The following is a 23,219-nucleotide window of genomic DNA, read 5'->3' as shown; positions in this document are numbered from 1 at the left end:
TTATTACACATAGCATTCCGTTCCGATTGGGACATTTTCACAAAAATATTTTTTTCCATGAAGTCGAAGTTAACGATTATTATGTATTCCGTTTCCCGCCCTATGATTTATCGCTTGCCAGCAAGATGGCTCAAGTGGCGAAGATGCAGCAGCTAGACCTGCTTCATGTCCATTACGCGGTTCCGCATGCGGTATGCGCTTATTTGGCGAAGCAAATGATTGGCGATGGCTTGAAGACAGTGACGACGCTGCATGGTACGGATATTACGGTACTGGCGCAAGACGAATCGCTTAAGGACTTGATCCGTCTAGCCATTCATCAAAGCGATGCGGTAACCGCCGTATCGAATGATTTGATTAACGAAACGAGAAACCTGCTCGATATTATGACGCCGATTGACTTGACGTATAACTTCGTCGACAAACGGATTTATTATCCGCGCGATTCGGCTTCACTGCGTGCCGATTATGTCAAGCCGCACGAGAAAGTGCTCATGCATATTTCCAACTTCCGTCCCGTGAAGCGGGTCGGAGATGTTATCGATATATTCGCCAAGGTGGCGGAGAAGATGCCTGCGAAGCTGATGCTTGTAGGCGAAGGGCCGGAATTGACCAAGATCCAATGCAAAATTAAAAACATGGGACTTGAAGATCGCGTTGTCTTTCTAGGCAAGCAGGAAGACGTTGCGCAAGTTATTTCACTTGCCGATGTACTGCTGCTGCCATCCGAGAAGGAGAGCTTCGGACTTGTTGCGCTTGAAGCGATGGCATGCGGCGTGCCGACGATCGGCTCTAACGCAGGCGGTATCCCAGAGCTTGTTACGCATGGGGAGACGGGCTTCTTGAGCCCAATTGGCGATGTGGAGAGCATGGCAGAAAACGCGATTCGACTGCTGCAAGACGAGAGGCTGCATGAGCAATTCAGAAAAGCATGTATATTCCGTGCGACGCATGAGTTCTGCAACGATGTGATTACTGCTCAATATGAACAAATTTATTACCGCGTACTCGGAATTGAAGCAGAAATGCCAATGATCGTCTGCGGAGAATAAAGTGCCGGCAAATTGACACATGTATCGGAGGCTGGATAACGTATGAAGCTTACATTGCCCACGCTGCTCGAAGCCGCTGTGCCAATTGTCGCTAAGCTTGAGGAAAACGGTTATGAAGCGGTGTTTGTAGGCGGCGCTGTAAGAGATACGGTAATCGGACTTCCGGTCAAGGACGTCGATATTGCAACCTCTGCGCGGCCTGAACAGGTTATGGCTTTGTTTCCAAAATGTATACCGACGGGTCTCCAGCATGGAACGATTACGATCGTTCATGAGGGTGAGACCTATGAAGTGACGACCTATCGCCAGGAGTCCGCTTACGAGGATTATCGCAAGCCTTCTGGCGTTGCGTACATAACGAGTCTGGAAGGCGATCTGTTGCGCCGCGACTTCACGATCAATGCGATGGCGCTTAAGAAAGACGGGAGCGTATACGATCCATACAGCGGCTCTGACGACATCGAGCTGCGTTACATTCGCTGTGTCGGGGATGCCGATGCGCGCTTTCAGGAAGATGCGCTGCGAATGATGAGAGCTGTCAGGTTCATAGCCGTCTATGGCTATCAGCCGACCGTCTCCACATGGAGGGCGCTTAAGAAGCATAGGGAACTTATGCAGCATATTGCAATGGAACGCGTTCAAGCCGAGCTCGACAAGATGCTTGCCGGCAGTGATCCGCGCAGAGCGCTCTCATGGCTGCATGCGAGCGGCTTGCTGTTTAAGTTGAAAGATAAGCTGCCTCTGCTTCAAAGTTTGATTCGGAATTGTACCTTATCCACTAGACAAAGCAGTAAAGTATATGGGCGGATCAGCCTGCTTGATGATTTGGATTGCAGGTGGGCTGCCGTGTTGATCGAGAGTGCAATTTCTTCGGAAGCTGCTGATGAATCATTACGACTGCTGAAGCTATCGAATAATCGAAGAATGAGAATTACAGGATTGATCCGGTTGCATGAGAACGCCCTTGGTGTGAGGAGTGAAGGAGCTGTCAACGCTCCTTCCCTTAAGCGGTGGTGGGTAGAGACTGTCATTCGCGAAGGCAGACAAATGTCGGAGGATTGGCTTCTCGTCGAAGCGGCCCTTCATCGTCATGAAGTCGGATCAGGTTCTGATGCAATCGATTTGGCGATGTTGAAGGATCAATTAAATGCGTTTCCAATCGTAACGTTAAAGCAGCTGGATGTGAATGGACGTATGCTCGCTCAGCGGCTTATGAAGCCGGCAGGACCTTGGGTGAGCCGATGTCTGCATCGTCTGCTTGTACATGTGGCTAGCTGCGAGCTCGCGAATGAACGAGAGACGCTGTTCGAGCAAGCCGAACTTTGGGATAAAGAGGACAATAACAATGAGTAACGATAAGCTGTTGCAAATGTTTTTGCGTGAGCCGGGTCAATATGTATCCGGAGAGAAGATGAGCCAGGAGCTGCAAGTGAGCCGTACGGCGATATGGAAGCAGATTCAGAAGCTGGAGACCGAGGGCTATAGCTTCGAGGCATCCCGACGTTTAGGCTACCGCTTGTTGAGCATTCCGGACAAGCTCGATTCCGATCTGCTCTCAAGCCGTATGACGTCAAGCCGCTTCGGTAGACACATTCTTATGCACGACACCGTTCAATCGACGCAGATTGTCGCTAGGGATGCGGCAGAGAAAGGCGCTCCGGAAGGGACGCTTATCATTGCAGAACAACAGACGAGCGGTCGGGGTCGCATGGGAAGAGGCTGGGTGTCGCCGAAAGGCAAAGGCATATGGATGAGCATGGTCCTTCGTCCCTCCGTGCCGATTCACTTTGCTCCGCAGTTGACTTTGCTTACTGCTGTAGCGTTGTGCAGAAGCCTGATACGGCTAACGGGGCTATCGATAGGCATCAAATGGCCAAATGACCTATTAATCGAAGGAAAGAAAATAAGCGGCATTTTATTGGAATCTGCTGCAGAAGACGAACGGCTTCGTTATGTAATTGCCGGTGTGGGCATTAGTGTCAATCTGGAGCCATCCGATTATGTTGACGGACTTCTCGAGAAGGCAACTTCACTGCGCATCGCTTCCGGACATACGTTGTCGCGTAGCGATATTATCGTTCAGTTCATGCAAGAATGGGAGCAATTGTACGATCTATACCAAGAGCAAGGGTTCGCCCCAATTATTACGTTATGGGAGGCACTCTCGATTTCGCTTGGCAAACCAGCGAGTTTGGTGACACCGCAAGGCACGATAACAGGCATTCCAGTAGGACTAGATACATCCGGCGCGATTAACATTCAATTGGAGGACGGCAGTATCATTCCCATTTTTTCGGCTGAAATGGGCGAACCGACATAAGCTGCGCGCATCCGTTTACGAATAGACAGAAGTCTGTTAAAATAGCGGTATCAGGCGGTATTCCTTGGAAGCTGCACTGACAATCGTTCGACAATTTAAGTTTTATGCAAATGGTTGGAAAAGCACACTCTGCTCTGAGCCGCTAGGACCGAGACAGAAGGAAGCACCATAAGAAATCGTTTCCTTTTCAGTTCGGGGACCTTTTTAGCGGCGGCTAAAAGGTTTTTTTGTGTTTAAAATATAAGAATAGACTTGTTCTGTTCTTATACCATTCGAAGGGGATGAGAAGCTGATGAGGAAACGACTGACGATCACATCGATGAAAAAAATGAAGCAGGAACGCAATGCGATTTCCGTGCTCACCGCTTACGACTATCCTTCGGCGAAATTAGCCGAGGAAGCAGGTATTGACGTCATATTGGTCGGCGATTCGCTCGGAAATGTCGTACTTGGCTACGAGACGACAATACCGGTAACGATCGACGACATCATTTATCATACAAGGGCGGTAGCTCGCGGAGCGGGGCAAACGTTCATCGTTGCCGACATGCCGTTCATGACATACGGCGCGTCACGCGAGACGACTCTTCGCAACGCGGCGCGGATCATGCAGGAGGGCGGAGCGCACGCGCTTAAGCTCGAGGGCGGAACAGAAATTGCGGCAGACGTCGAAGCATTGGTGAAAGCCGGCATTCCGGTGATGGGTCATATCGGACTTACACCGCAATCCGTGCATCAGCTTGGCGGCTACAAGGTGCAAGGGAAGCTCGACAAGGAAGCTGAACGTCTTATGAATGACGCTAAAGCCTTGGAGCAAGCCGGCGCGTTCAGCATCGTGATGGAGCTGGTAACGGAACCTCTCGCAGCGGCAATAAGCGGAGCGCTCACCATTCCTACGATTGGGATCGGGGCAGGACGCGGCTGTGACGGACAAGTGCTTGTCTACCATGATCTGCTGCAATACGCGTCGCCTTATACACCCAAAAAATTCGTTAAAACGTATGCTGACATCGGCACCACGATTAGAGATGCCATTCAGTCCTATGTTCAAGATGTTAAAGGGGCTGCCTTCCCAGCGGAAGAGCATGCTTTCCTGGGGCATACGTCGGCTGTTCAACCTCTATACGGAGGCAACGGTTCTGGTGCAACAACAGAAGGGCAGCTAGATGCTGAAGCGCAGAGAAGTCAGAGAAGTCGGGCTGCGGAGGTGAGATTGTCATGATCATTAGCCGAACGAAAGCAGACCTTAAGCAGCAATTAGCCACCTTCCGAAAAGAAGGTGCTAGCATCGGTTTTGTGCCGACAATGGGTTATTTGCATGAAGGACATGCAAGCCTGATGCGGCAATCGAAGGAAAATAACGATATTACGGTATTAAGTATATTCGTAAATCCGCTTCAATTCGGTCCGAATGAAGATTTGGACCGATATCCGAAGGATGAAGCAAGAGATCTAGCATTGGCAGAATCGGTTGGCGTAGATGTTGTATTTATGCCATCAGTTGCCGAGATGTATCCGGAGAAACCGCTGACTCGTTTGATCGTCGAGCAGGTTACTGATCGCCTATGCGGGGCATCGCGTCCCGGACATTTTGACGGAGTAGGTCTAGTTGTCAGCAAGCTGTTCCATCTTGTTCAGCCGGATCGCGCTTACTTCGGCATGAAGGATGCCCAGCAAGTAGCCGTGATTGAACAAATCGTGAATGACCTTGATATACCGGTAGAAATTGTGCCTTGTCCGATTGTGCGTGAGCCAGACGGACTTGCATTAAGCTCGCGCAACGTTTATTTAAGCGCGGAGCAGCGCAGCCAAGCGGTTGTGCTGTCGCAAGCTCTCGCACTGGCTAGCGAATGGTACCTGGAGCCTGACATGAACGCTGAACGTCTATTGGCTAAAGTGAAGCTTCATATTAGCCAATCGAGCGAAGCCGTCATTGATTACGTGGAGCTGCTTCATTATCCAAGACTTGACACACTGTCGCAAACGGAATCGTTGTCTGAAGTCATGCAGCCCTTGCTGCTTGCAATGGCGGTTAAATTCGGAACGACAAGATTAATTGATAATTGTTTATTGGAAAGAACGGAGGTACAGGACTATGTTCAGAACAATGATGAAATCAAAGCTTCACCGGGCCACGGTTACGGAAGCGAACCTCAATTATGTAGGTAGCATCACCATTGATGAGGATTTGATGGATGCAGCAGATATATGGGAAAATGAGAAAGTGCAGATCGTAAATAACAATAACGGGGCACGCTTCGAAACGTACGTCATTGTCGGTGAGCGCGGATCAGGCGTCATTTGCTTGAATGGAGCAGCTGCAAGGCAAGTACAGCCCGGAGATCAAGTCATAATAATTTCTTATGCATCTATGAGCAATGAAGAAGCGAAAGCGCATAAGCCGATCGTAACGATATTAGATGCCGATAACAAGCCGCTCCGTTCGCTGACGGAAGAGCTTCATTCAACGATTTTGTAACATTTGCAGTGAAGCGTTCGTTTGTTCTTTAGTTAATTCCTTGCTTATGTAACGGCTGGGATGCTGAATGAAAAGCGTCGTAAAAACAAAAAATGAGCATAACACACTCCTTAATTCTTTGGCGAAGGCGGGATGCGGTATGTTCCAGCATATGTTTACTGAAATGAATGAGCTGCTTGATCGGATGATCCAGCAATATCCTGATGCATGCGAGCAGCAAAAAAGACAGTTCGAGCAGCAAATGAACGAGCTTAAGAAGGTGAGCGATTCGTTCATCGAACAATGGCTTGAATTTGAAGAGAAGCTGTCTGATTTCAAGGACAGCTACGGCGAGCTTTTAAGCAAGTCCGCCCCCGCAACGTCAGGGGCAGGCGGCAGCGAAGCTGTGAAAGCTCTTGAGCAGGAACCAGCTGCATCTTCCGTTTATACAGCTTCTGCTTCGTCTGTTTGCAACAAAGCGGATCTAGAAATTCCTGAAGATGCTGCACCTATTATTTCCAAGGGACAAGGTTATTATAAGTTATTGATGTTCCCTGAAGCCGCGGCGCAGTTTCAAGTCGCTGTAGGGCAATCGCCGGAATGCAACCTTGCTCGTCTGTTTCTGGCCATGACCCATATGCATATGCAGAATTGGAACGAAGCCCAGCGGCATTTTCAATTATTGATTGCATTAACGGACTTCCCTAAATGGCTTGCTTTAGGCTATAATGCGCTAGGATGCATTCAAGCGGTTCATATGAACCTTGCCCATGCGGAGAAGCTGTTCATGAAGGCTCATCAAGTTTATCCCAGCTTTACCGACCCGCTGAACAACTTGAAGTCATGTCAGCAAACGCCTTTGCAATTATCGTTATATTTTGGAAGCACGGAGCTGTGCTGTTTGTGAGAGGATCGGGGAACGAATGAAATTTGCAGTACTGGATTTAGAGACGACCGGGCATAGCCAGTCCGACGATATTTTGCAAATCGGACTGGTCCTTGTTTCGGAAGAGCTTGAAGTATTACAAACGTTCAGCACTTTCGTACGGCCTACTGTACCGATACCGGCTTTTATTACTCAACTAACCGGCATAGACGATGCTGTAGTTGAAGATGCGCCGGAATTGCAAGAGGTGCTCGTACAGCTCATACCCTTGCTTGATGATGCAGTGCTCATCGCGCATAATGTTGGTTTCGATGCAGGCTTTCTGAATCAAGCGCTTGATCGTTGCGGTTACCATGGGTTCGCCGGACGCAGGCTCGATACAATTGAATTGCTTCGCATATTATATCCTTCCATTACGACTTATCAGCTTGGCGCCGTAACGGAAATGTTCGGCATCGAGCATGAAAGCCACCATCGCGCGGATAGCGATGCTCTCGCTACTGCGAACTTATTTATCGAAATTGTTCAGAAGCTTCGCCAATTGCCGCTGCTTACGTTGCAGCGGCTATCTGCGCTCATTAACGATGGAAGCGATTTAAGCTGGTTTATAGCAGAGACGCTGCAGCGTATGGAAGTTCGAAATGTGTTCGAGCCTGCAGAATACGATTACTTTAATCAATTTGCGCTTAAGGTTAGAGAATGGACAGAAGAACAGCCGCCGCGAGCCGAGAGCGACAACTTCTCGCTCGGCGAATTGTCTTTCGAACAATATTTGGCGGATGTGAAGGCGCGTTTCGAAGCTCGCTTCGAAAATTACGAGGAGCGCGAAGCGCAAACGGAAATGTTCCAAGAAGTGTACAATGCCTTAAACAGCGACCAGCACTTGCTTATTGAAGCGGGAACAGGAACAGGCAAGTCGTTAGGGTATCTGATACCGGCCTTGTATTACGGCATTCGCAACAATAAAAAGATTGTTGTCAGCACACATACGATTAACTTGCAAGAGCAGCTTCGGCAACGGGATATCCCGCTGCTCGAGGACGTGCTGCCATTTCCTTTCAAGGCTTCGATCTTTAAGGGGAGAGGCAATTACTTATGTTTGCGCAAATTCGAAGGCAAAGTGAATACGAAAGATCTTGTATCGCCAATAGATGATGTCATTACAGCCGCACAAATGGTCGTTTGGCTTGGTGAAACGGAGACCGGAGATCAAGAGGAGCTGAATTTCGGCAACAAAGGCGCTGATTTCTGGTCAACCGTAGCCAGCGATGCCGATTCCTGCCTCAACCGGGCATGTCCGTGGTTCAAACGTTGTTATTATCACCGTGCCAAGCAGGAATCGAACATCGCAGATGTATGTGTAACTAATCATTCGATGTTATTCACCGATATCCAGGCGGACCATCGTTTGCTTCCAACCTACAGCCATCTTATTATAGATGAAGCGCATCATGTGGAAGAGGTCGCGGGCAAGCATCTTGGCATGCAGGTCAGCTATTTCTCGTTCAATCAGGCCGTACAGCGTCTCTATAAGGACGCCAGGTCTGGCTTGCTTCCAGCGCTTAGAATTAAGCTGCAATACGAGGATGATGCGCATCAATCAGCTTGGCTTGAGACAATCGATACGGTCATCCCTATATTTAACGATATTAAAGAACATTGGGATAAACTATTCGAAATGTTCTATAGCTTTACCTCGATATCGAATGAGCTTGCTTCAGGCGAAGCCGGGCAAGCGGTGTGCCGATTGAAGATCGGCGAGCTGCCAGCCGGGTGGGACGACGCCGTTACGACTGAAGGTAATGTGCATACGGAGCTGAATCGGATTATTCGAACGTTGGACAAGATGGTTAATGATATTAAGGATCGTGTGGATGATTCAACGATTCAAGCCGCCATTACGGATCTTAACGGTGCTTTAAGGGATTTGACCCGCGTAAAAGATGAATTGCATATTTTCATCAAGCTGGAGCAGGCAGCGTCAGTATTCTGGATTGAGGCGAGCAGCGCCTATCGTTATCGTTCGGTTCATTTGTATGCAGCACCGGTAGATGTGAGCGAGCAGCTTCAGAAATATTTCTTCGATGTCAAAGACAGCATTGTCATGACTTCGGCTACCTTATCGGTACAGAAGTCGTTCCAATACGCGGCCGAACAGCTAGGACTTACAGGGTACGAGGAGCAAGGCCGGCTTAAGACCGTACAATTGCCGTCGCCGTTCAATTATCGGGAGCAGGCGCTCGTCGTCATCCCACGCAACTTCCCGGTATTGAAAGGCTCCTATGTGGATCAAGCCTACTTAGATATGTTGACGGAATCATTGGCGGCATCGGCGAAGGAAACGAAGGGAAGAATGCTTGTATTATTCACATCGTATAAGATGCTGAAGCAAGTGTATGAGCCGCTTAAGGAGCGTTTGTCTGAGTCCGGCATACAAGTGCTCGGCCAAGGCATCGACAGCGGCAACCGGACGAAGCTGACGAGACGTTTCCGGCAGCAGCCCGAATCGGTTCTGCTTGGGACGAGCAGCTTCTGGGAAGGGGTAGATATTCCCGGGGAAGCGCTCATCTGTCTAGCCATTGTACGCTTGCCGTTCCAGCCGCCTAACCATCCGCTTGCGGAGGCTAAGTCAGAGCTGCTGCTCAGGCAGAAGCAAAATCCGTTCATGAAGCTGTCCATACCGCAAGCCGTCATCCGATTCAAGCAAGGATTCGGAAGGCTCGTGCGAACATCGCAAGACAAAGGCATTGTCATCATCTACGATACGCGGATCATCGATGCGTATTACGGCAAGCATTTCCTGTATTCCTTACCAGGCCCGAAGATCGAGACGATGCATACGGAGCAAATGGTGCTGCGCATGCGAGAGTGGCTAAGCAGCAGCGTAAGTGCAACAGATAAGAAGGATTCGAATGAGCAAAAAACAGCGATATCAGAGGAGGAGAAAGGTTGAAGCAGACGAAAATATCAGAAGCTGTCGTTAGACGGCTGCCTATCTATCTTCAAGTGTTGAACGAGCTGCACACTCGTGAAGTTCAAACCGTTTCATCTCAGGAATTGGGCGTTAAGCTCGACCTTAATCCTGCTCAGATTCGCAAGGATCTCGCTTATTTCGGAGAGTTCGGCCGCAAAGGGATCGGCTATGACGTTCTGTATCTCATCGAGAAAATCAGACAAATACTGAAGGTCGATCAACCGATTAACGTGGCGCTCGCCGGCGCCGGTAATCTAGGACATGCTTTATGCAATTACAATAAGTATTCCAAAGACAATATGAAAATCACAGCCGTGTTCGACGCTCATCCGAGCAAGATCGGCATGAGCATTAACAACCTGCAGGTACTGCCGATGGAAGAACTGCCGCGAATTATCGTCCAGCAAAGTATTCGAATCGGTATTATTACCGTGCCTGCCCACGAAGCGCAGAACGTCGCGAATCAATTCGTGGAAGCCGGAATCGAAGGCATATTGAACTTCGCGCCCGCCATTCTGCGCGTTCCCGAGCACATTCGGATTCACAACGCCGATTTCACGCGTGATTTGCTTAGCTTGGCCTATTATTTAGCAGGAGAAGGAGAATCAGCTAATGAGTCAACTATGGATTGAGAACGGCTTATTCGTCACGATGGATGAGAGCCGCATGACGTTTAAAGGGCATATGGTCGTAACGAATGACCGTATTACATACTTGGGGGAAGCTGCGCCTGTTGCGCCTGTAGACGTTGCGGCCGATGCGCAGAAGATCGACGGCAGCAAGCTGGCTTTTATGCCGGGATTGATTAATACGCACGGACATGCGGCAATGACGCTGTTGCGCGGATATTCGGACGATCAAAATTTGCAAGTATGGCTGCAAGAGAAGATGTGGCCGATGGAAGCGAAGTATGTCGATCAAGATACGAAGGCGGGCAGCGCACTCGCTATCGTCGAGATGCTTAAGACAGGTACGACGGCGTTCGTCGATATGTATGATCGGATGGACCAGGTCGCTATGATGGTTGAGCAATCAGGTATTCGGGGCTGCTTGACGCGCGGCGTTATCGGCTTGTGCGAGAAGGAAGTGCAAGACGCGAAGCTGGCAGAAGCGATAGCCTTTGCTCGTGATTGGAATGGTAAAGCCGACGGTAGAATTACGACGATGATATCGCCTCATGCACCCTATACATGTCCGCCTGATTATATAGAGCGATTCGTTCAAGCGGCGCATGACTATAACCTGCCTCTTCATACTCATATGTCCGAGACAATTGCTGAGGTAGAGCAAAACGTTCGCGATTATGGACTTCGTCCTGTTGAGCATTTGGACAAGCACGGCTTTTTCTCCCGGCCATCGCTTGTAGCCCATGCCGTTCATCTTAACGATGCCGAGATTGAGCTGCTAGCCGCTCGCGGCGTTGCGGTATCCCATAACCCGGTCAGCAACTTGAAGCTGGCGAGCGGCGTTGCCCGCGTGACTGATCTTCTTAAGGCTGGCGTTACCGTATCGCTTGGGACGGATAGCGTAGCGAGCAACAATAACCTGGACTTGTTTCAAGAAATTCAGCTTGCCGCTCTTCTGCACAAGGGAGTATCTGGCGATCCGACAGCTATCCCTGCGGTTGAAGCGCTTCGTATGGGAACGGTATACGGCGCCCGCTCGATCTGGCAGCAAGATCAGATTGGCGTCTTGCGTGTAGGCATGAAAGCCGACTTTATTGCGATTAATTTGGATCAGCCTCAGTTCTACCCGCTGACAGATATCGTATCGCATTTGGTTTATTCCGGCTCGGGGCGCGATGTGCAGCATGTGTGGGTAGATGGACGTCAAGTTGTTCAAAATGGTGAAAGTACATTGCTGGATGAGGAACAAATCCGCTTCGAAGCGCAAGCGAGCTTCGAGCGTTTGCTGCAAGCCTAATGCGCGCGGATACGAAGAAACGCCAGCCGATTATGACTACGCAGCGATGGATCTTTGTCATCGTCGCCGTCCTGCTCATCATCATCACGACGACAGCGATTTATTATAAGGATATCAAGTCTCCTCGCTGGTCGGATGAGAGGGAGGCGAAAGCCGACGCGATAGAAGCAGCTGAATTGACGGAAGTCGATCAAATAAGCAAGCATATTTGGGATCAAGTAAGTTGGTTTGTTTCTGGTAAAAATGCGGATGGCGAACAGATCTACGTATGGCTGCCGCGACCTGTAGACGAAGAAACTGACGAAGAAACATCGACGCAAGAACCGGAACCGATTGTCGTGAAAGCATCCGAAGCAGAGGCGAAGAAGGCCATTCGGGCCAAGTTCGACCTCGCGAAGCCTGAAGCTGTTGTAAAGCGAATGCAGCCTGGGCTGCTTGGCGACAAACCGGTATGGGAAATCTTTTATACGCTTAAGGCAGACGAGACCCATTACTACTACGATTTTTATTCATTTACGAGCGGCGCTTTTTTGAACGAATATAAGCTGCCAGCGAAGACGGAGCCTCAATAGGCTCCGTTTCCTGTTTTTACACCGACCGATCTGCTGATAGATATGATATAATTTCGTATAGCGTGATTGATATACGGTTTATCTATCAATTAAATCGGAGGCGATAAAGAGATGAAAAAAATAAGCGTCGTACCGGTCATTGTTACAGCCGCTATATCCGTTGCTGTATTGTTCGGCGGATATACGATATATAATCAAGTCGCTGTTGCCGCGCCTCTTGAGGATGCGATTGCAGACGTGCCGGGAATTGTGAGTTCGGCAAAGCCGAAGATGAGCAAGGATCAAGTAACGATTGATGTCACGTTATCGCAAGATGCGAATCTGCGCGAGATCTATCAATCGATTAATCATAATGGTAAAAGCGCCATAGGCAGCCGTGAACTAAAGCTGGATGTTCTTAACGAATCGAACAAGGTGCTGGATGATTATTGGTATCAAGCGCTGTTCGAAGTAGCGGAAGCGATGGAAAATAAAGCTTACTCGAATATTCCTAAGGCGCTTGAAGAAGCAGGACACGATAACCCTGCAATTCATGCTGAAACCGAGATGGACGACAATAACATTTACATTACGTTGCAAACGGATGATGCGGTTAAGTTTATCGTATTGCCAAGAACGCCTGCACAGATGGGAGTGTGGGAAAATGCGTAATATACGCCAATACGGGATGGAAATTGCAATCGGCGTTGTACCGGTACTCATTGCTTTCTTTATTTATATTGGCTTGAATGTCGTTCCGATCGTAATGCTTGGTGTATTAGGATTTGCGCTTGTATATCTGGCAAGAGGCAAAGGACGGATGACGGCTGCATCAAGCCGGAAGCGCAGCGCCGGCACTAAATCGGCACCGCTTATGTTCGAGCAGATTGGCGGTCAAGATCGCGCGAAGCAGGAGCTTATTGAATCCCTTGATTTTCTAGTCAAGCAGGAACAGATCGCGAAGCTCGGCATACGTCCGATGAAAGGCATTTTATTGGCAGGTCCGCCGGGGACAGGTAAGACGTTGCTCGCAAGAGCGGCTGCCCACTACACGGATTCGATTTATTTGGCTGCTTCCGGTAGTGAATTCGTAGAAATGTATGTCGGTGTCGGTGCTGGCCGTATTCGCGATTTGTTCTCCGAGGCACGGACGAAAGCAAAGAAAGCAGGCAAAAAAAGCGCAGTTATTTTTATTGATGAAATCGAGGTTATCGGCGGCAAGAGAGACGGCGGCCAGCATCGCGAGTATGATCAGACGCTCAATCAGCTGCTGACTGAGATGGATGGTATCCATCCGAACGAATCGCCGCGCATCTTGTTAATTGCGGCAACGAACCGCAAGGAGATGCTTGACTCGGCCTTGCTTCGCCCAGGGCGTTTCGACCGTCATATCGGCGTTGAGCTTCCCGACAAGAAGGGCAGACTGCATATTCTAAATATCCACGCAAATAATAAACCTATGGATGATTCCGTAGATTTGGATAAGGTCGCAGCCGAGTCGTTCGGCTTCTCCGGGGCGCAGCTCGAAAGTGTGATGAACGAAGCAGCTATCTATGCGATGCGTGAATCAAGCGCAACGATCATCGAGCGTCATCTATCCATGGCGATTGATAAAGTCATGATGGGCGAGAAGACCGACCGCGAGGCGACAAAGGAAGAGCGAGAGCGCGTGGCGCTTCATGAGCTTGGACATGCGATTATGGCAGAGCTTACTCGCCCCGGCAGCGTATCGCAGGTCGCACTGTCGCCGCGCGGACAAGCACTTGGTTATGTGCGGCACAATCCGCAGCAGGATCGGTACTTGTATACAACGCAGTTCTTGAACAGTCAAATTATGATTGCGCTTGGCGGCGCGGCTGCCGAGGAAATGTTCTATGGCGAGCGCAGCACCGGCTCGCGAGGCGACTTCGAGCAGGCGATGAATATCGTGAAAACGTTAGTGGAATCGGGTCTGACCGAGGAAGGGATCGTAGATTCCTCGATGATGACACCCGAGGCTTGGGCAAGAATAAATCGTACGATATTGGATGAGCTGATGGTGGAAACAAAAACGATGCTTGAACAGAGACGCGGCGTGTTCACCAGCTCGCTTCAGACGCTGCTGAAAGAGGAAATGCTTAGCGGCGATGAATTCCGTAAATTGTTAGTTGCAGCTTGACGAAATATGTTGCATGATAGCAGAACAAATCTTACAATTTGAAGGCGGGCACTATGTCCGCCTTCTATTTTTGTTGAAATTCGTTATAATAAGAATGAACTACATATGCGTTCAAAACGTGCATTCCGGTTATAAGGGAGCATCGTATACCGGATTCAAAGGAGCAATGGGCAGTGTTGATTAAAACAGTTGGTGTCGTCGGCCTGGGAACGATGGGGCAAGGCATTACAGAGATGCTTGCAGCCAATGGCTTGGACGTTATCGTAGTAGAGCGTACTCAAGAACGTTTGACATATGGGATGGAAATGATCGTCCTAAGTCTCGATAAGCAGATCGAGAAATGGGCGCTCACGCAGGCGGAGCGGAAGCTCATTATGAATCGCGTGCAGACAACGTCAGATTATGACAAGCTCTCGGAATGTGAACTTGTAATCGAGACGATAACGGAAGATTTGGAAAGCAAAAAAACGATATTCGAGCAGTTGGACCAAATATGCGGCCCGGACGTGATTCTTGCAAGCAATACGTCTACGCTAAGCTTAACGGAACTTGCCAGCGTGACGAAATATTCGGATCGCGTGATCGGCATGCACTTCATTTATCCGGTATCGAAGATCGATATCGTTGAGCTTGTGCGCGGTTTGAAGACATCCGAGCATACATTCTCCAGAGCGAAACATTTTGTCGATGAGATCATTCACAAAAAAGGCATCATGGTATTCGAGTCGCCGGGCTTTGTTACGACTCGCTTGATCTGCCTGTTCATTAATGAAGCGCTGCATGTGCTGGAAGAAGGCGTCGCTTCCGCCGAAGACATCGATAACGCGATGCGTATCGGCTATTCGTTCCAGCATGGGCCATTCGAGATGGCTGACCGGTTCGGTCTCGATTCGGTGCTAGCTGCGCTAGACCGGATGTTCAGAGAATATGGCGAGCTGAAGTATCGCCCTTCGATCGTGCTCAAGAAGATGGTGCGAGCAGGTCATCTCGGCGCCAAGTCGGGCGTCGGTTTTTTCAAATACGATAAGGATGGAGACCGAATCTAATGAAAGTTCTTGTCATTAATGCGGGAAGCTCGTCGTTAAAATATCAGTTGTACGATATGAGGGATGAGTCTGTGCTTGCGAGCGGCAGAGTGGAGCGAATCGGTATGGATTCCTCGATTGTGACGCATGAGCCGGCGGGCAAGCCCGAGGTTCGCGACGTAAGTGAAATTCTAGAGCACGTAACCGCGGTTAAGCGGGTCATCGACATGCTGACAAATAAAGAGTATGGCGTGATCGGCAGTATGAACGAGATTGATGCGGTTGGGCATCGTGTTGTACACGGGGGTGAAGTGTTCAAGAGCTCGGTTCTCGTTACCCAGGATGTTAAGCTTGAGATTCGCAGGTTATTCGACTTGGCGCCGCTTCATAATCCGGCTCATATGATGGGGATTACGGCTGTTGAGTCGAATCTGCCGCATGTGCCGCAGGCCGTCGTATTCGATACGGCGTTCCATCAGACGATGCCTAATACTTCGTACTTATATCCTATTCCTAAAGTGTTGTATCGCAGACATAAGATTCGTCGTTACGGCTTTCACGGCACCTCCCATTCGTATGTAAGCGGACAAGCAGCCGCATACTTGGGCAAGCCGCTTGCGTCTTTGAAAATGGTATCCTGCCATATCGGTAACGGTGCTAGTTGTGCCGCTATATTGGATGGTCAATCGTTCGATACGAGCATGGGGATGACGCCGCTTGAAGGATTAATGATGGGCACGCGCAGCGGCGATATCGATCCGGCAATCGTTCCATTCGTCATGAACAAAGAAGAGCTTACGCTGAATGAAGTGAACTCGATGCTTAATAAGCATAGCGGCATGATTGCCATATCAGGAATCAGCAGCGACATGCGCGAGATTACTGAGGCGATGGAGGACGGCGACAAAAACGCCAAGCTGGCATTCGATATGTATGTGTATCGGTTGAAGAAATATATTGGCGCTTACGCAGCGGCAATGAACGGTATAGACACGCTTGTTTTCACGGCAGGCGTGGGCGAGAACTCTTCGGCAGTAAGAAAGGCCGTGTGCGAGGGCATTACGTTCCTTGGCATCGAGATCGATGACGAGCGCAACACGGTTCGCAGCAAGGAAGTACGTGAAATATCGAAGGACAGCTCGCGTGTGAAAGTTTTGGTTGTTCCGACAAATGAAGAGCTGCTTATCGCGAGAGATACGTATGAGCTGGTTAAGGCGGCACATTCGTCATAAGGAGAAGGGGGCCGGCAGACGATGAGCAACGAAATATGGAAAGCCTATTCACATGGCATGGCTGCCGCGCTGCAAGAAGGCGGCGTTTATTTGTCAGCCATGCTGCTCCGCAGTTATAGGGATCTGGAATTATCCGACTCAGAGGCGATGCTGCTGCTGCAGCTTATTGCTTTCGCAGAGGTAGAGCACAACGATTTTCCGACGCCGGAGGAGCTTGCGAACCGTATGGGCACGGGCTCAAGAGCGATCGGACAAATGCTGAACAGGCTCATCAAGGATCAATTTTTGACGATAGACGAATATATCGATAGCGTTACCGGTATGCAATCGGAGCGATACAATTGGAGCGGCTGGCTGATGAAGGCGGCTGATTGGACTGCCGAGCACAAGCGGGAGACGAAGAAGGCGGAGCGCCAGCTCATGAAAGCAACAGCAGAACCGGTTACAAGCGCCGGCGAAATGTTCCATGTGTTCGAGCAGGAATTCGGCCGTCTGCTGTCGCCATTCGAGTGCGAGACGATTAGCGTCTGGCTTGATCAAGACCGATATACAGAGGAACTCATTCTTCTCGCATTAAAGGAAGCTGTGTTCGCAGGCAAACTAAGTCTCAAATATATCGACCGGATTTTGTTCGAATGGGGACGCAACCGGGTTACGAACGTAGACGAAGCGCGAGCGCATTCCCAGAAGTTCCGCGGCGGCGGTCGAAACTAGAAGTTCATAATCGGAGCCGGATTGTGGATAACGCTTGAGTATGATTTCATAGGACCGTCAGGATTAACTTTCCTGACGGTTTTTGTTCATTCGAAGGGCATAAAGCAGGTAAACAGACGAGTGGAGCTCTTCGGCAACAACGGAGTAGCCGCGTGCAGTGAGCCAATGTTGCAGAGGAAGAGGCTGAACTGTCGTATCGGTTACTTCTTCGTAAGTCGCGGTTTGCATAATATCGGTAATTATGATTCGACCGCCCGGGAGCAGCACGCGATTCATCTCCTCGAGCGCAAGTAATTGCTGAGACGAGCTGAGATGGCGGAATGCGAAGCTGCAGCCGATAAATGAAAAGTTGGATTCGGCAAGCGGCAATGCGAGCATATTGCCTTGCTTAATCGAGGCATGCGGTATCCGAGCATGAAGCAGGTCGATCATTGCCACAGATTGTTCCACGACGGTGAGACTTGCTCCTGCGCTAGCCAGCATGACTGATAGATTTCCCGATCCGCCGCCAAGCTCAAGGCCTCTATCGCCCTCCTTAGGGTCAATCCAATCAAGGGTGCGAATTAATGCGTGCTCATATTGTTCTGCCGTAATAAGGCCTTCCAGTGCAGCTAGCGGTGCTTCTATGCCATATCGGACGGCCATCTCATTATAGTTCCACTGATCAGACCATGATTCGCGGATCATCCGATTTTGTTTCATACGCAAAGCCGCTTCTTCGGCATCGGCAAGCTGTGTTTCGCCCAGCTGCTGCCATGATCGGATCGTCTGGTCTAACGCTTGAAGCGATTGCGTTGCCGCGACCCAATCTTCGTAGAGCAGAGCTCTTGCCTGGTCAACTATACGAATGAACTCTAAGGGCCGATCGATGGCTTGAAGTGCTTCTTTGATGACGGAAAGGGGCATTCCAAGCTCTCTCAGTGAGACCGCCCAGCGAAGCTTCGTCATATCGATATCCGAATAAGCACGGTAACCGCTGTTTGGTTCTTTGTATGGATGAACAAGTCCTTTCTCTTCATAAAATCGCAACGTTCGCGGAGTCACGCCTAAGCTTCGTGCTGCTTCATGTACTTTCACCTGTTTTCCTCCTGTCCTGCTTGATACCATGATGGACCTTGACGCTGCGTCAAAGTCAAGTCAATCCTTATAGATACGAAGAAACCAGTCGACCTTTAGCGGGTTGACTGGTTCTTTTGTTTACGGATTAGCGTTTGTTCAGAAGCTCCCAGCGATAGACGTATTCGAATAGAAATTCGAACGTTTCGATGTGGCGTTTCGCCTCGAACGCGTTAGCGCCCCAAGCATATATGCCATGCTTGCGAAGCAGAATACCTGGAATTCGGCTATCAAGCCGATCCGTTACTTCAGGGATAATCGATGGTATGTTAGCGAAGTTCGATACGATCGGTATATCAATATGGGCCTCTTCCTCCCATATATTAAGACCTTTAATCAGCTCGACGCCATCTACGGGCACAGCCTTGCGATCCCAGAAATATTCAGAAACGATGCTATTGAATACGGAATGAATGTGAAAAATAGCTCCAGCGCCCGTAAGACGGTAAATCTCGCAATGGATTAACGTTTCGGCCGACGGCTTAAGACGGGTTGACTCGCAAGGCTTGCCGTCTTGGTCGACGAACAAATAATCCTCGGGCGTGTGAACGGTCTTGTCCTTGCCGCTTGCCGTAATGGCAAACTGGAATTGTTCAGGGCTGTAATCGCCGACGCGTACAGACAAATTACCGCTTGTGCCCGGGAACCAGCCGCGTGAGGAGAAAAGCTCTTTTACATCGCGCAGATCAGCGAACGCCTTCTGCTTATCTTCTAATGCAATTTGATCAAAGCTCATGCTGGATGTGACTCCTCTCGGACTTCATGCTATTTATAATGTCATGGAAAGTCTCGTATTCGGTATGTGCGATTCCAAGCTCTCTGCACTTTGTTGTCAGGTAGGAGCGGGAGTAGACGGTGTCAGCGAGCTTCGCGCCTTCAAAATCGGTTACGCTATCGCCAATAATGATTCTCTCATATTCATCAGCGGGAAAACGGCGCATAATCGTCGTCTTGCACATGCCGCAGTTATTGCTGCATTCATGATCGCAAGGATTCGGCCACGTAATCTCGATATGGTCACCCGAGAAGTCGCTTCCATTGCAATAGATATGATCCTCCGGTATGCCGAACTGCGACAAAATCGGATAGATGAAGAAATCGATGCCGCCGCTTGTTACGTAGAATTCGATCTGCTCTTCCTTGCAGTACGCTAGGAACTCTGCGAAACCCTCGCGTATGGCAGCATTCGTGATGCCGAACTCAACGACATCTCGCTCTAGCGAAGCAGGAAGGAGGCGGAACATTTGACCGACGCCATCCATAATGGACAGCTCCTGTGCGAGCGTCTTCTCCGCAATCTCCTTCCAGCCCGGCGGATTGAAGTGATTGATGATGGCAACGATGTTGTCGTTTACCGTAATGGTTCCGTCAAAATCACAAAATACGATGCGTTTCTTAGCTGTCATTATTCCTTAATCCCCCAAGCGTCAATTGCCGCCTTCAGCGGCTCGTTGCCTTCCTGCAGCGCAGCTTCGCGAAGCGGAACGCCGTTCAACGTTGCCGTAAACGCCATACGGAATGCTTGTCCTCCGGCTGCCGTACCCATCGGATGACCGTGAATGCCTCCTCCGGCGTTCACGACGACATCGGTGCCGAAGTCCTTCAAGATGAGCGGCACAAGTCCAGGATGAATGCCTGCCGATGGAACCGGGAAGCTTGTCCGCAATTGATGCAGCGGCTGCAGCAGAGCTTCCTTTACGGCCATATTCTCTTCCTTCGGCATGACGACGGAACCGTACGGGGAAGGGAAGAGCGCAAGATCGGCGCCGGCAAGCCTCATCAGCTTGCCAAGGAGCAAGGAAGCACTAATGCCGTAATGAGGCGATGGATACATAGCGCCGGCCAGAGCCGGATGCGATGCGATCGGAACATTAATCGCACTATCACTGCTTAGCTCATGCAGCACGTCATAGCCATACGACAGTACATTGAACAGCAAAGCATTCGCTCCAGCCGCAATTGCTTTGCGAGCATTAGCAGCAAGCTGCGAGGTTGGACCTGTCAGATTAACCGCGTAGAGCAGTTTCTGACCCGTTTCCTGCTCGGCTTTGCGCGCGGCTTCCATGCACGCTTCGACGCGTTTCTCCAGCGGAGTGAGCGGATTCTCGAACAATATTTCATCGTCCTTAATCAGATCGACGCCGCCAAGCGCTTGTTTGTAGAATTGATCCTGCAGGTTAGCGAGATCATGGCCGACAACGGACTTGAAAATACTCATAAGCAGCGGACGGTCGTGAACGCCAAGCAGATCACGAACGCCGTTCAAGCCGAACTTCGGACCAGGGAACACGGATGCGAAGTCGTCCGACACGTCGAGATCAAGCAGCTTGATGCGTCCGTCCATGGACAGCTTGCCGAATACGGTGACGAGCAGGGCAGGGATGTCCTGGCTGAAGTTAATATCGGGATATGCGATACGAATATCGGCATATCGCTCGCCGGGTGCGGCATTAGCCGGTTCATGCACATCGATCGACAACACTTTGCCGAGATGCTTCTCCATCTCTGCTTTCTTCGCTTCGGGAAGCTCCGTCCAACTGCCAACCGTTAAACCTACCGCGATCGAGAGCGCCTTTTTGTTAAAATCAGCTTTGTCGTCATAGGAACGATACGTCGCTATACAAACTCCGCTCATTCGTTAATGCTCCTCTCGATAGCAGCGCCTAACTCGCCTGCACGCTCAGCGGAGCGGTGCATGCCTTTAATGATCGTTTCCGTGAGCTGGAATTCTGCCATTTTCTCAATGGCAGCTTGTGTCGTTCCGTTCGGAGACGTTACTTTGCGCCGAAGCTCGGCTGGCTCTTCGCCGGTCTCGCGAACCATTTGCGCCGCGCCGAGTACCGTTTGCACGACAAGCTCCTTCGCTGCGCCGGCGTCAAGACCAAGCTCGCCAGCCGCCTTCATCATCGCTTCCATGAAGTAGTACACATATGCCGGGCCGCTGCCGGATACGCCGGTAATAGCGGATTGAAGCGGTTCTTCAACCGTCGCCGTAATGCCGACCGACTTGAAGATCGCCTCTGTCAGTTGTCGCTGCTGCTCCGTAACATGCTCCGAATAGCTGATTCCCGTAGCGCCAAGTCCAATCGTACTGGACGTATTCGGCATCGCGCGAACAATCGGTACAGGCGCGCCGAGCAGTTGTTCGATCGATGCGATCGATAGTCCCGCAATGACCGAAATAATAAGCTGATTCGTCGATACGAGCGACTTCATTCCTTTAATAGCTTCCGCGGCATCCTTCGGCTTCATGGCGAGGAAGATAATATCCGCTTGCTGGATATAAGCATCGTTGCTCGCCCCTTGAAGGATCGTTTGAACGCCGTATTGGGAATGAAGCTCCGTCAGTCTCTCTTGATTTTGACGATTAAGCATTGAGATTTGTCCTGAGGCAAGTAGTTCTTCATTAATGATTCCCCGTGCGATTGCTTCGGCCATGGAGCCGGCTCCATAGAAGCAGAGCTGCAGCGATGCAATGCCGGTTTGCGTTAATTGCGTCATGAGATTCTCCTCCAAGCTAAATAGTTGATTATGATTAACCGCGAATTTGTCCGTTGCCGTATATGCGGTATTTGGTCGATGTTAATGCAGGCAGTCCCATTGGACCGCGTGCGTGAAGCTTCTGCGTGCTAATGCCGATCTCCGCTCCAAAGCCGAATTCGAAGCCGTCCGTGAAGCGAGTGGAGGCGTTATGATAAACGGCTGCCGCATCTATTTCTTGAATAAAACGTTCAGCATTATCCGCGTTCTCCGTAACGATACATTCCGAATGCTTCGTTCCGAATTTACGAATATGCTCGAGCGCTTCATCCAGATTAGCGACAATGCGGACATTCATAATGTAATCATTATATTCCGTTGCATAATCCTCATCCGTAGCAGGCTTAACTTGAACGCCGCTCAGAAGCTCGGCGACACGGCTGCTGCCTCGAAGCTCAACGTTCGCTTCAACGAAAATTTCAGCAAGCTGCGCGAGATGGCGCTCGGCGAATGCTTCGTGTACGAGCAGCGTCTCCATGGAGTTGCAGACCGAAGGACGTTGAACCTTCGCGTTGAATGCAATGTCAGCCGCCATTTGATAGATTGCGCTATCGTCAACAAACGTATGACAAATGCCTGCGCCCGTCTCGATGACCGGCACTGTCGCGTTCTCGACGACATTCCGGATAAGTGAAGCGCCGCCGCGCGGAATAACGACGTCTAAGAGCCCGTTAAGCTTCAGCATTTCATTGACGGAAGCGCGGTCAGAGTCTTCGATGAGCTGGATGGCATCTGCCGGCAGAGCCGTCTCGGCAAGCGCGCTGCGCAGCACCTCCACGATTTTGCGGTTCGATTCGATAGCCGCAGAGCCGCCTCTTAGGACGACACTATTGCCAGTCTTGAGGCATAAGCCGGTTGCATCAACGGTTACGTTAGGACGCGCTTCATAAATCATGCCGATCACGCCAAGCGGAACACGGCGCTTCTCGACGCTCAGGCCGTTAGGACGATCGAATTGCTCAAGCAATTCACCTACAGGATCAGGAAGTGCGACAATTTGACGAAGCCCTTCCGCAATCGCTTCAACGCGGGCCTCATTCAATGCTAGTCGGTCGAGCAGGGATGGGCTGGTGCCTTGATCCCGTCCCCGCTGCAGATCAAGACCATTCGCCGCAATGATGGCCTCGCTCTCAGCGATTAACCGATCGGCCATACGCGCTAGCGCTTCATTCTTCTGCTCGGTTGTTAGATTATTCATTGTGCTCGCGGCTGTCTGCGCAAGCGTAGCTTTCTGTCTCACTTCACTTAACATTTCAATGTGCCTCCTTTA

The 23,219-nt window shown here is 50.2% G+C and carries 22 protein-coding genes; 16 read left to right on the top strand and 6 right to left on the bottom strand.

Going from position 1 to position 23,219, the window contains the following annotated elements; genetic code table 11:
* The 16 genes from bshA to AB4Z33_RS21345 all read left to right on the top strand — a co-directional run.
* On the top strand, positions 1–1,052 hold a 1,052-nt coding region (gene bshA / locus AB4Z33_RS21420; RefSeq protein WP_442051829.1), incomplete at its 5' end, for an N-acetyl-alpha-D-glucosaminyl L-malate synthase BshA.
* A gap of 42 nt (positions 1,053–1,094) precedes the next feature.
* Positions 1,095–2,405 carry a CCA tRNA nucleotidyltransferase gene (locus AB4Z33_RS21415; protein ID WP_442051828.1) on the top strand — a complete coding sequence of 437 codons (1,311 nt, stop codon included), beginning with the start codon at positions 1,095–1,097 and terminating at the stop codon, positions 2,403–2,405.
* The gene (locus AB4Z33_RS21410; protein ID WP_442051827.1) at positions 2,398–3,372 is read left to right on the top strand and encodes a biotin--[acetyl-CoA-carboxylase] ligase; all 975 of its coding nucleotides are present in this window, start codon (positions 2,398–2,400) and stop codon (positions 3,370–3,372) included. The genes AB4Z33_RS21415 and AB4Z33_RS21410 overlap by 8 nt, the downstream gene beginning before the upstream one ends.
* Before the next feature lie 292 nt (positions 3,373–3,664).
* Positions 3,665–4,594, top strand: coding sequence for a 3-methyl-2-oxobutanoate hydroxymethyltransferase (gene panB / locus AB4Z33_RS21405; RefSeq protein ID WP_442051826.1), 930 nt, complete (start codon positions 3,665–3,667; stop codon positions 4,592–4,594).
* Complete coding sequence (gene panC / locus AB4Z33_RS21400) at positions 4,591–5,541, top strand: pantoate--beta-alanine ligase (protein ID WP_442051825.1); 951 nt, start codon at positions 4,591–4,593, stop codon at positions 5,539–5,541. Before panB ends, panC begins: the two co-directional genes overlap by 4 nt.
* A complete protein-coding gene (gene panD / locus AB4Z33_RS21395; RefSeq protein ID WP_337103435.1) occupies positions 5,468–5,851 on the top strand; it encodes an aspartate 1-decarboxylase in 384 nt (127 codons plus the stop codon). The genes panC and panD overlap by 74 nt, the downstream gene beginning before the upstream one ends.
* Positions 5,852–5,990: 139 nt before the next feature.
* On the top strand, positions 5,991–6,737 hold the full coding sequence (locus tag AB4Z33_RS21390) for a hypothetical protein (RefSeq protein ID WP_442051824.1): 747 nt from the start codon (positions 5,991–5,993) through the stop codon (positions 6,735–6,737).
* A gap of 4 nt (positions 6,738–6,741) precedes the next feature.
* Entirely contained in the window at positions 6,742–9,669 is a 2,928-nt protein-coding gene (dinG, locus tag AB4Z33_RS21385) for an ATP-dependent DNA helicase DinG (protein WP_442051832.1), read from the top strand.
* The gene (locus tag AB4Z33_RS21380; protein ID WP_442051823.1) at positions 9,666–10,322 is read left to right on the top strand and encodes a redox-sensing transcriptional repressor Rex; all 657 of its coding nucleotides are present in this window, start codon (positions 9,666–9,668) and stop codon (positions 10,320–10,322) included. Before dinG ends, AB4Z33_RS21380 begins: the two co-directional genes overlap by 4 nt.
* Positions 10,303–11,613, top strand: a complete 1,311-nt coding sequence (locus tag AB4Z33_RS21375; RefSeq protein WP_442051822.1) for an amidohydrolase — start codon at positions 10,303–10,305, stop codon at positions 11,611–11,613. The genes AB4Z33_RS21380 and AB4Z33_RS21375 overlap by 20 nt, the downstream gene beginning before the upstream one ends.
* The gene (locus AB4Z33_RS21370) at positions 11,613–12,185 is read left to right on the top strand and encodes a cell wall elongation regulator TseB-like domain-containing protein (protein ID WP_442051821.1); all 573 of its coding nucleotides are present in this window, start codon (positions 11,613–11,615) and stop codon (positions 12,183–12,185) included. Before AB4Z33_RS21375 ends, AB4Z33_RS21370 begins: the two co-directional genes overlap by 1 nt.
* A 111-nt stretch (positions 12,186–12,296) precedes the next feature.
* Positions 12,297–12,836: a hypothetical protein gene (locus AB4Z33_RS21365; protein WP_442051820.1), complete on the top strand. Its 540-nt coding sequence runs from the start codon at positions 12,297–12,299 to the stop codon at positions 12,834–12,836.
* Position 12,837: 1 nt separating this feature from the next.
* Complete coding sequence (locus tag AB4Z33_RS21360) at positions 12,838–14,322, top strand: AAA family ATPase (RefSeq protein WP_442051831.1); 1,485 nt, start codon at positions 12,838–12,840, stop codon at positions 14,320–14,322.
* A gap of 173 nt (positions 14,323–14,495) precedes the next feature.
* Positions 14,496–15,368, top strand: coding sequence for a 3-hydroxyacyl-CoA dehydrogenase family protein (locus AB4Z33_RS21355; protein ID WP_442051819.1), 873 nt, complete (start codon positions 14,496–14,498; stop codon positions 15,366–15,368).
* Positions 15,368–16,579, top strand: coding sequence for an acetate/propionate family kinase (locus AB4Z33_RS21350; RefSeq protein WP_442051818.1), 1,212 nt, complete (start codon positions 15,368–15,370; stop codon positions 16,577–16,579). The genes AB4Z33_RS21355 and AB4Z33_RS21350 overlap by 1 nt, the downstream gene beginning before the upstream one ends.
* Positions 16,580–16,600: 21 nt before the next feature.
* Positions 16,601–17,293 carry a DnaD domain protein gene (locus AB4Z33_RS21345; protein WP_442051817.1) on the top strand — a complete coding sequence of 231 codons (693 nt, stop codon included), beginning with the start codon at positions 16,601–16,603 and terminating at the stop codon, positions 17,291–17,293.
* A 63-nt stretch (positions 17,294–17,356) separates the two neighbouring features.
* Here the strand turns inward: AB4Z33_RS21345 and AB4Z33_RS21340 are convergent, their stop codons facing one another.
* From AB4Z33_RS21340 to AB4Z33_RS21315, 6 genes are all read right to left on the bottom strand, one after another.
* Positions 17,357–18,370, bottom strand: coding sequence for a MerR family transcriptional regulator (locus AB4Z33_RS21340; protein WP_442051816.1), 1,014 nt, complete (start codon positions 18,368–18,370; stop codon positions 17,357–17,359).
* A gap of 127 nt (positions 18,371–18,497) precedes the next feature.
* A complete protein-coding gene (gene mtnB, locus AB4Z33_RS21335; protein ID WP_442051815.1) occupies positions 18,498–19,145 on the bottom strand; it encodes a methylthioribulose 1-phosphate dehydratase in 648 nt (215 codons plus the stop codon).
* Entirely contained in the window at positions 19,135–19,815 is a 681-nt protein-coding gene (locus AB4Z33_RS21330) for a 2-hydroxy-3-keto-5-methylthiopentenyl-1-phosphate phosphatase (protein ID WP_442051814.1), read from the bottom strand. Before AB4Z33_RS21330 ends, mtnB begins: the two co-directional genes overlap by 11 nt.
* Positions 19,815–21,044 carry a 2,3-diketo-5-methylthiopentyl-1-phosphate enolase gene (locus tag AB4Z33_RS21325; protein WP_442051813.1) on the bottom strand — a complete coding sequence of 410 codons (1,230 nt, stop codon included), beginning with the start codon at positions 21,042–21,044 and terminating at the stop codon, positions 19,815–19,817. The genes AB4Z33_RS21330 and AB4Z33_RS21325 overlap by 1 nt, the downstream gene beginning before the upstream one ends.
* On the bottom strand, positions 21,041–21,910 hold the full coding sequence (proC, locus tag AB4Z33_RS21320; RefSeq protein WP_442051812.1) for a pyrroline-5-carboxylate reductase: 870 nt from the start codon (positions 21,908–21,910) through the stop codon (positions 21,041–21,043). The genes AB4Z33_RS21325 and proC overlap by 4 nt, the downstream gene beginning before the upstream one ends.
* 34 nt (positions 21,911–21,944) lie before the next feature.
* Complete coding sequence (locus AB4Z33_RS21315) at positions 21,945–23,201, bottom strand: glutamate-5-semialdehyde dehydrogenase (RefSeq protein ID WP_442051811.1); 1,257 nt, start codon at positions 23,199–23,201, stop codon at positions 21,945–21,947.
* Positions 23,202–23,219 lie beyond the last annotated feature (18 nt).

The organism is Paenibacillus sp. 2TAB19 (genome assembly GCF_052115185.1).
Lineage (GTDB): Bacteria > Bacillota > Bacilli > Paenibacillales > Paenibacillaceae > Pristimantibacillus.
Note: the sequence above shows the minus strand (reverse complement) of the source record. Positions and strands in the feature narration are given on the sequence as shown.